Genomic DNA, 7,326 nt, shown 5'->3' on the forward strand with positions numbered 1-7,326 from the left:
AGGTCAGTCCTCTCCCTTTTGCTGCCATCGGCTTGCCGCATATGGAAAACTTTTGTCATCCAGAAGTCCGTGTGGTGCAAGAATAAGCCGCGGTACCCGATCATCATCTGTAAGGATCATCCAGCTGAGATCACCACAATTCTCCTGTGCCAGCGAGGAAGCTTCCAGTTCTGATGCATTCTGTTTCAGTTCTTTCGCAAGCTTTTCTTCTGATTTCCTGTTGTCATCAGAAAGTGCCCCGATCAGTTCGGCTCCAAGTCCATAATTCCACTCTCTCGCAGAATCAACAGAACCCAGACAGATCTGGACAATTCGTTCTGAAAGAAAATCATACTGAAGAAAAATTCTCTCTCCCTCTGTTGTTTCAATCCGCACCTCCCGCACAAATTCCGCTTTCAGCGCACCAATTCCGGCATCTGTCACCTGGAAAATATCTTTTTCGGATTTTATCTCAAAACTGCAGCCGGATTTTTCCAGCGCCCGCATAAAATCCGTTCTGGTCTTTTTCAGAAGTGGCACATTAGATGGCTGGTTCCAGTTCCGCACCGCTTCCTCTTCCAGTTTATAAATAATCGTATCTGATATCATTTCTGTCTTTACTGCATGTTTTTTTACAAAATCCATGAATTCCCTGTATTCTTTGGAATCTCTTGCATAGCTTCCCGCTGCTTCCTTTTCATCCTGCGGTTCTCTGGCACAGGCAGTAAGGCTTAAATGATACCATTCCTGCTCTTTTTCTGTTTCCCCATAACTTTTCTTCTTCCACAATGTCATCTGAAATTTTCCATGTGCATCAAAGCGGTAAAAGCCATCCTGGGTTCTGTCAAAAGTTCTCTCAATTTCTTCCTCTGTCAGATAAGTTTCCGGAATGATCTGCGAAAAAATCTCCTGAAAAAACAGCTCCATTTCTTCTTTCGAAAGAACAACTTCACAGGAATTTACCCTTCTGTCTTCTTTGTCACTGAAAATTTCTATCTGCTCTTTTCCTGCTTTTTCCGGCGATGCATAAGTACAGCTTTCCTGATAGGGCATCTCCGAATAAGAATTGCGGCTTTTTTCTTCCAGCGAAATTCCAAGTGTCTGTTCCATTAATTTCTTAAGATGAATGTCTCCAATTGCAAATCCATCTGTTTCCTTTCCGGATATCCTGTGATATTTTGTGCGGTCTTTCTGAATCTGCCATTCCAAGATCTGCCGTTCATGTGTATGGGTATACCAGAAACCCACACACCCTGCGACAGCAATACTCACCAGAAAAATCCCCGTTATGTTCAGAATATTTCTCCATTGTTTCCTGGTCAAAAATGCGTGTTCTTCGTCCAGATATGCTTCTTTCTGATACTTTTCTGTCAGGTTCAGCCAGGATTCGCCCCACACAGACTGAATTGCTCCAAGATAGACTGCCAGAGGTTCATTCTGCATTCCAAGCTGTTCTGCCAGTGCATAGAATCCGAAACAGCCGCCTCCAATCCCATAATTCAATTCGCGCAGAAGCGTCTCATCTACCCTGCTGCTGACGGTAGTCCAGATACTGACTGATCTGATTTTCTTTTTGTTCCAGAGACATCCTGCCTGCAATGGAGACTTGCCGGTAAGACATTCGTACAGGATTTCTGACACGGCTCTTACATCCGTCCACGGACCATTTGCCTCTGACTCTCTGTTTCTCAGAAAACAGTCACCGATCCCCGTCAGACATAATCTGTCATTCTCATCAAAAATCAGACGGCTCATCCTGATGCCACCGTGAACCATACCGTTGCTGTGCATCCAGGAAACTGTATCCAACACAGGAAAAAGCAGTGTCCATGCTTCCTCTATTGTGATCTGGCCCTTTTTTTCAGCATTCAGGTACTCTCTGAGATTTTTCCCCGGCAGATATTCTATTGCCATATAAGCATGTTCCTCGTCGCGGAAAACATCTGTCACTTCTGCAATTCCCTGATACTCATAAACTCCGAAGAATTTTCCTGCTTCCTCTATAAAGTTCCCGGTATCTGTTTCCGCCATATCAGGATTCTCAGGAACAAATTCTTTGATCGTGATCTCCTGATCCAATACCGTATCATATGCACGGTAAATCCGGCTGTGTTCTCCTTTTTTGAGAAGATCACCAATCAGATAACGGTCTTTCAGCAGATGATATAACTCCAGTTTCTGTTCTTCTATAACGCTTTCTTTCATTTTCACGGTCCCCAGGAGTAGGCTGCGTGGTAGCGGAAATATGCATTATAGTAGCTCTGGTATCTGCTCTTTGATACGGATCTTCCGTCAATCCAGTAATTTACTTTGATCCTGCCATTTGACTGACGCTGTCCGACATAATCAGACATGGTAAGATTGATATAAAGTGTACGTCCTTTGATCTTAAAAATATTTCTGGAAACACTTCTTCCTGTGATAAGGGTCTTTACGATAAATGTCTTCTCTCTTTTATTGTAAAGAAGCTTCTGAGGTCCAAAATAGGAAGTACGCATGGTTGCAACCGGCTGTACCTGTCCTCTGTAAATTGTCCAGACCAGCATTACTCTTGCGCGTTCACTGTAGAAAAATGCTTCCGGAATATTGTCGCCATTTACATCACGGAAAATGTAGCGGAGGTTATTATCACAATGCACTGTTTTCATGGAAACATTCTTTCCGCAGTCATTATATTTCCAGCCGGAACGGCTTCTTAAATCGTAGTTGATATTCAGGCGTGTGCCTCTTCTTCCCCAGTAGCTTAATTTGTTGTTGTACATTCGAACTGCTTTCTGATAACTGATTCCGGCTGCCTGTACCGGTGTTGCTGTGATTCCTGCACTCAAAAACAGTCCCGCCATAATTCCTAAGATTGTTCTGATAAAAAATGTTCTGATCTTTTTCATTCTCTTTCCTCTCCTTTGCTTTATTTCCTGTGTTCTTTATATGATTACAGTATATAAGACCATTTGGAAAATTTGTTTTTTACACAAGATAATCCAGCAATTCTTTCTGATGGCAGTAAGAATCACGGTATACTTTGTAGAGATAGAAATTCTTTCCCTGGATCACCTGCTTCTCCACCTCTTCTTCCAGAACATCCAGCGGTTCTGTAGAGCGGAGAAAACGGATCACAAACCGGTCAAACTCCTGGTCTGGTTTCAGAACAGAAAATCCACAATTCATCAGAATACGGTTGAGACGGTTCATTGTGATCTTGTTCTCATCGTCCAGCGGAACTCTGACCTTGACAAACAAAAGGAAGCTGATCAGGGTCGCCCTGTTGATATCTCTTCCGCCTGTAATAAATTCCCGGAAGAAATCCTCTCCGGAACGACCTCTCTGATAAGCTTTTTTGCGTTCTCCTTCGTTTCTGCCTCCGACAAAATCTTTTGCCTCTTCTTTCTTTCGCTGTTCTTCTTCCATCTGGAAAAGTTTCTGTGAAGCAGTTTTCCATTCCTCAGAAGACGGGTTCTGGCTGCAAAGTCCCAGTGAATGTGCAACGCGGATCTTCATGTTCTGTGGCCACTGATCAAAGTTTCCATAAAGTTCAAAAAGAATTTCCATCCAGTCGACCGATACATAGCCAAAATAAAAATAATTGAATTCATCAAAAATGCCTCCCGGTGTCAGGGCAGTGTTTTCGAGATATTCCTTTTTTTCCTCCAGAGACATGTTGTTTTTCTGTTTATCCGCGTCCTTTTTTAATTTTGTCAGCGGTTTCAAAAAGGCAAGTTCTTCCAGAGCAAATTTCTCTTCTCTGCCGCGTTCTCCCTTCTCAAGCATGTTTCCATACTGATTGCGGAGTTTTTCTTCCCGGATACAGCTTTCATAGTATCGGTCACAGCGATCCTGTATGTAAAAATAAAGATATTTACAGAAATAATATCTTGCACGCTCTCTTACAGAAGAAAATTTCTCTATATTTTCCTGCACAAAAGACCAGAATTCTTCCGCTGAATCGCTCTGTATGATTTTTTCTTCCAGTGATCTCGTCAGAAGCATTGTCTCCAGTTCTTCAGAGACAGACTCTGCCTCCATATATTCCTCAAGTTCTTTTAATGTAATCTTTCCACCCCTGAAAAAACGCTTCTGTGCTCCGTCCGATTCCTCAAAAATCTTCCTTCCCTCGGTAAAAAGTTCTTTCCATTCTTCATATCCCATCTGTCGTTCAAATGCATAGATCAGACACGCTTCATAAAAACTTCTCGCATAGAGTTTCTCACATCCACTTTCTTCCAGCTTCTGGTTCACCTGGTCAAGATCCCATCTGGATGCAAATCCCTCTGCCAGAATCTCCAGTCTTGTTGGAACAGATTTCAGCTTCTTCTCCTCTGTTTTGGAGAGTTCCTCTGTATCTATAGAAAAGTTCATAACAAGGTTTTCAAAAAGGCTGCTCTTTTTCATGATTCTCCTCCATTTCCCGTGATAAATAAAATTATACCTTTTTATTCCTTTTCAGACAACAAAAAAAAGCAGAACCCGCAAGGATCCTGCTTCTTATTGTTGTGATTAGTCTTCTACTTTCACGATTTCTTTCTTGTTGTAGCTTCCGCACTCTTTACAAACTCTGTGAGGCATCATCAGGGCGCCGCATTTGCTGCATTTTACCAGGTTCGGAGCACTCATTTTCCAGTTAGCACGTCTTTTGTCACGTCTAGCTTTGGATGATTTGTTCTTTGGACATATGGACATAGGTTACACCTCCTTAAATTTACTAAATATATCACTGATGGCGGCCATACGTGGATCCTTCGGTTCCTCTGCACATCCGCAGGGTCCCTGGTTCAGATTCTTCCCGCACTGGCTACAGATTCCTTTGCAGTTCTCCCTGCAGAGAACCTTCAAAGGCCAGTTCATCAGTACCTCAAGATAGACCAACCGGTCCACATCCAGGTCTATTCCCGTGAGATAGTCATTCTCATCCAGATCTTCTACTCTGTCTTCATCAGATTGTTTCATATCCAGTTTGCGCTCAATGCTGTATGAAATCTCAACGGAAACCTGTTCAAGACAGCGGTCACACGGAATACCGACCGTGACACTTCCGTTACCGGTTAATTCCAGTACCTTATTGCCGGTATTGGCAATGGTAAGTTTCACCGGAGTCTTATCCAGGATCGGATATTCTCCCAACTGAAATGAAATTGTATCTAGTTCAAGCTCAGGAGTGATCTGAATGACCTTTCCTTCACTATCAATAATCTCTGATAAATGAATCTGCATAATTATCTCCTACTCACACCTTATCAATTATACATAGATGACCTTGGTTTGTCAATCTGATTTTTAAATTATTTTGTATTTTTCTGCCAGAAAATCTGACAGGGTATACTGTATTTAGCATAGATAAAGAGAAGGAATCTGCCGATACGGTAAATTCCCTCTCTTATTTCTTATATTTGAGTCATGAACCCTGGCATTACTTAACCAGTGCTACTGTATCTCTGCAGATTGCAAGTTCTTCGTTGGTAGGAATAACTGCAACTTTGACTTTGGAGTTTGGTGTGGAAATAACGATTTCTTCTCCAAATGTGTTGTTTGCAGTGTCATCGATCTCAACTCCGAGGTATCCAAGGTAGTTACATACATCTTTACGAAGTGCTCCTACGTTCTCGCCGATACCAGCTGTAAATACGATCGCATCTACACCGTTCATAGCTGCTACATAGCCGCCAACGAATTTAGCGATACCATAGCAGAGTACATCGTATGCATTCTTAGCGTCTTCGTTTCCTGCTTCGATCGCTGCTCTGATGTCACGCATGTCACTGCCGACTCCTGACATACCCTGAAGACCAGATTTCTTGTTGAGAACGTTCATAACACCTGCAAGGTCAAGGTTCTCTTTCTTTGCGATGAACTCAACGATTGCCGGGTCGATGTTACCGGAACGTGTTCCCATAACAACGCCTTCAAGTGGTGTAAGTCCCATTGTAGTATCTACGCATTTGCCGTTCTGAACAGCACTGATGGAAGATCCGTTTCCAAGGTGGCAGACGATAACTTTGGAGTTGTCTTTGTCAAGGCCGAGGAATTCTACAGCACGTTTGGATACGAAGCTGTGGGAGGTTCCGTGGAAACCATATCTTCTTACTTTGTATTTCTTGTAGTATTCGATCGGAAGTCCGTACAGATATGCTTTTGCAGGCATTGTCTGATGGAAAGCTGTATCAAATACACCAACCTGCGGTACGCCTGGCATAAGTTCTGCGCAGACACGGATACCGATCAGGTTTGCCGGGTTGTGAAGTGGTGCAAGATCGTTGCACTCTTCTACTGTTGCGATCATCTCGTCTGTGATCACTGCTGAGGAAGCGAATTTCTCGCCACCGTGGACGATACGATGTCCGATCGCATCTACTTCTTTAAGGCTCTTGATCGCACCTGTCTTGTCGTTAGTCAGTGCATCCAGTACGAACTGGATCGCTTCTTTGTGTGTAGGCATTGCACACTCTGTGATTTCTTTGTCAGATCCGGCTTTCTGATAAACCAGTCTTCCGTCGATTCCGATTCTTTCGCAAAGACCCTTTGCCAGAACATCCTCTGTATCAGAGTTGATGAGCTGATATTTCAGAGAGGAACTTCCGCAGTTGATTACCAATACATTCATCTTAATATCTCCTGTTCCATATATTTCAATATGTAATATTATTTATTGTTTGTGCAAAATTATTTGTCTTCTGCCTGGCACTGTACAGCTGTGATAGCAACAACACCAACGATATCATCTGCAGAGCATCCTCTGGACAGGTCGTTGACTGGTTTTGCGATACCCTGTGTAACAGGTCCGTATGCTTCTGCTTTGCCAAGACGCTGAGCAAGTTTGTATCCGATGTTTCCTGCATCAAGGTCAGGGAATACAAGAACGTTTGCCTTACCTGCAACTTCGCTTCCCGGAGCTTTGGATGCACCAACGCTTGGTACGATCGCTGCGTCAAGCTGGAATTCTCCGTCCAGTTTGAGTTCCGGATGTTCTTCTTTTGCGATTCTTGTAGCTTCTACCATCTTGTCTACGTCTGGATGTTTTGCACTTCCCTTTGTGGAGTGTGAAAGCATAGCAACGATCGGTTCTTCCTCAACAAGAAGCTGGAATGATTCTGCAGAAGATGCTGCGATTGCAGAAAGTTCTTCCGGAGTCGGGTTCTGGTTCAGACCAGAGTCAGCAAATACAAATGCTCCGTTTGCGCCGTATTCGCAGTCCGGAACTACGATCAGGAAGAATGCGGATACCAGTTTGGTTCCTGGTTTTGTTTTGAGGATCTGCAGGCATGGACGAAGTGTGTCTGCTGTAGAGTGGCATGCACCGGATACCATACCGTCTGCATCGCCCATTTTTACCATCATTACACCATAGTATGGGTA

Annotated in this window: 7 protein-coding genes; all 7 read right to left on the reverse strand. The window is 43.4% G+C overall.

Features of this window, described 5'->3' with window-relative positions; translation table 11 throughout:
• Window positions 1-3 precede the first annotated feature (3 nt).
• Complete coding sequence (locus QZL69_RS12005; protein ID WP_022215446.1) at window positions 4-2,184, reverse strand: serine/threonine protein kinase; 2,181 nt, start codon at window positions 2,182-2,184, stop codon at window positions 4-6.
• A 2-nt stretch (window positions 2,185-2,186) separates the two neighbouring features.
• Window positions 2,187-2,867, reverse strand: coding sequence for a hypothetical protein (locus QZL69_RS12010; RefSeq protein WP_022215447.1), 681 nt, complete (start codon window positions 2,865-2,867; stop codon window positions 2,187-2,189).
• Between the two features lie 79 nt (window positions 2,868-2,946).
• On the reverse strand, window positions 2,947-4,368 hold the full coding sequence (locus QZL69_RS12015) for a hypothetical protein (RefSeq protein ID WP_022215448.1): 1,422 nt from the start codon (window positions 4,366-4,368) through the stop codon (window positions 2,947-2,949).
• 105 nt (window positions 4,369-4,473) lie between these two features.
• Window positions 4,474-4,656 (reverse strand): 50S ribosomal protein L32, encoded by a 183-nt coding sequence (gene rpmF, locus QZL69_RS12020; protein ID WP_005425421.1) that lies wholly within the window; start codon window positions 4,654-4,656, stop codon window positions 4,474-4,476.
• A 3-nt stretch (window positions 4,657-4,659) separates the two neighbouring features.
• Window positions 4,660-5,187 (reverse strand): YceD family protein, encoded by a 528-nt coding sequence (locus tag QZL69_RS12025; RefSeq protein ID WP_022215449.1) that lies wholly within the window; start codon window positions 5,185-5,187, stop codon window positions 4,660-4,662.
• Window positions 5,188-5,383: 196 nt separating this feature from the next.
• Window positions 5,384-6,574 (reverse strand): acetate kinase, encoded by a 1,191-nt coding sequence (locus tag QZL69_RS12030; RefSeq protein ID WP_022215450.1) that lies wholly within the window; start codon window positions 6,572-6,574, stop codon window positions 5,384-5,386.
• Between the two features lie 59 nt (window positions 6,575-6,633).
• Window positions 6,634-7,326: phosphotransacetylase (locus QZL69_RS12035; protein ID WP_291519580.1), on the reverse strand; the 693-nt coding region annotated here is incomplete at its 5' end.

This window comes from Blautia sp. CAG:237 (assembly GCF_000436615.1).
GTDB lineage: Bacteria > Bacillota > Clostridia > Lachnospirales > Lachnospiraceae > Blautia_A > Blautia_A intestinihominis.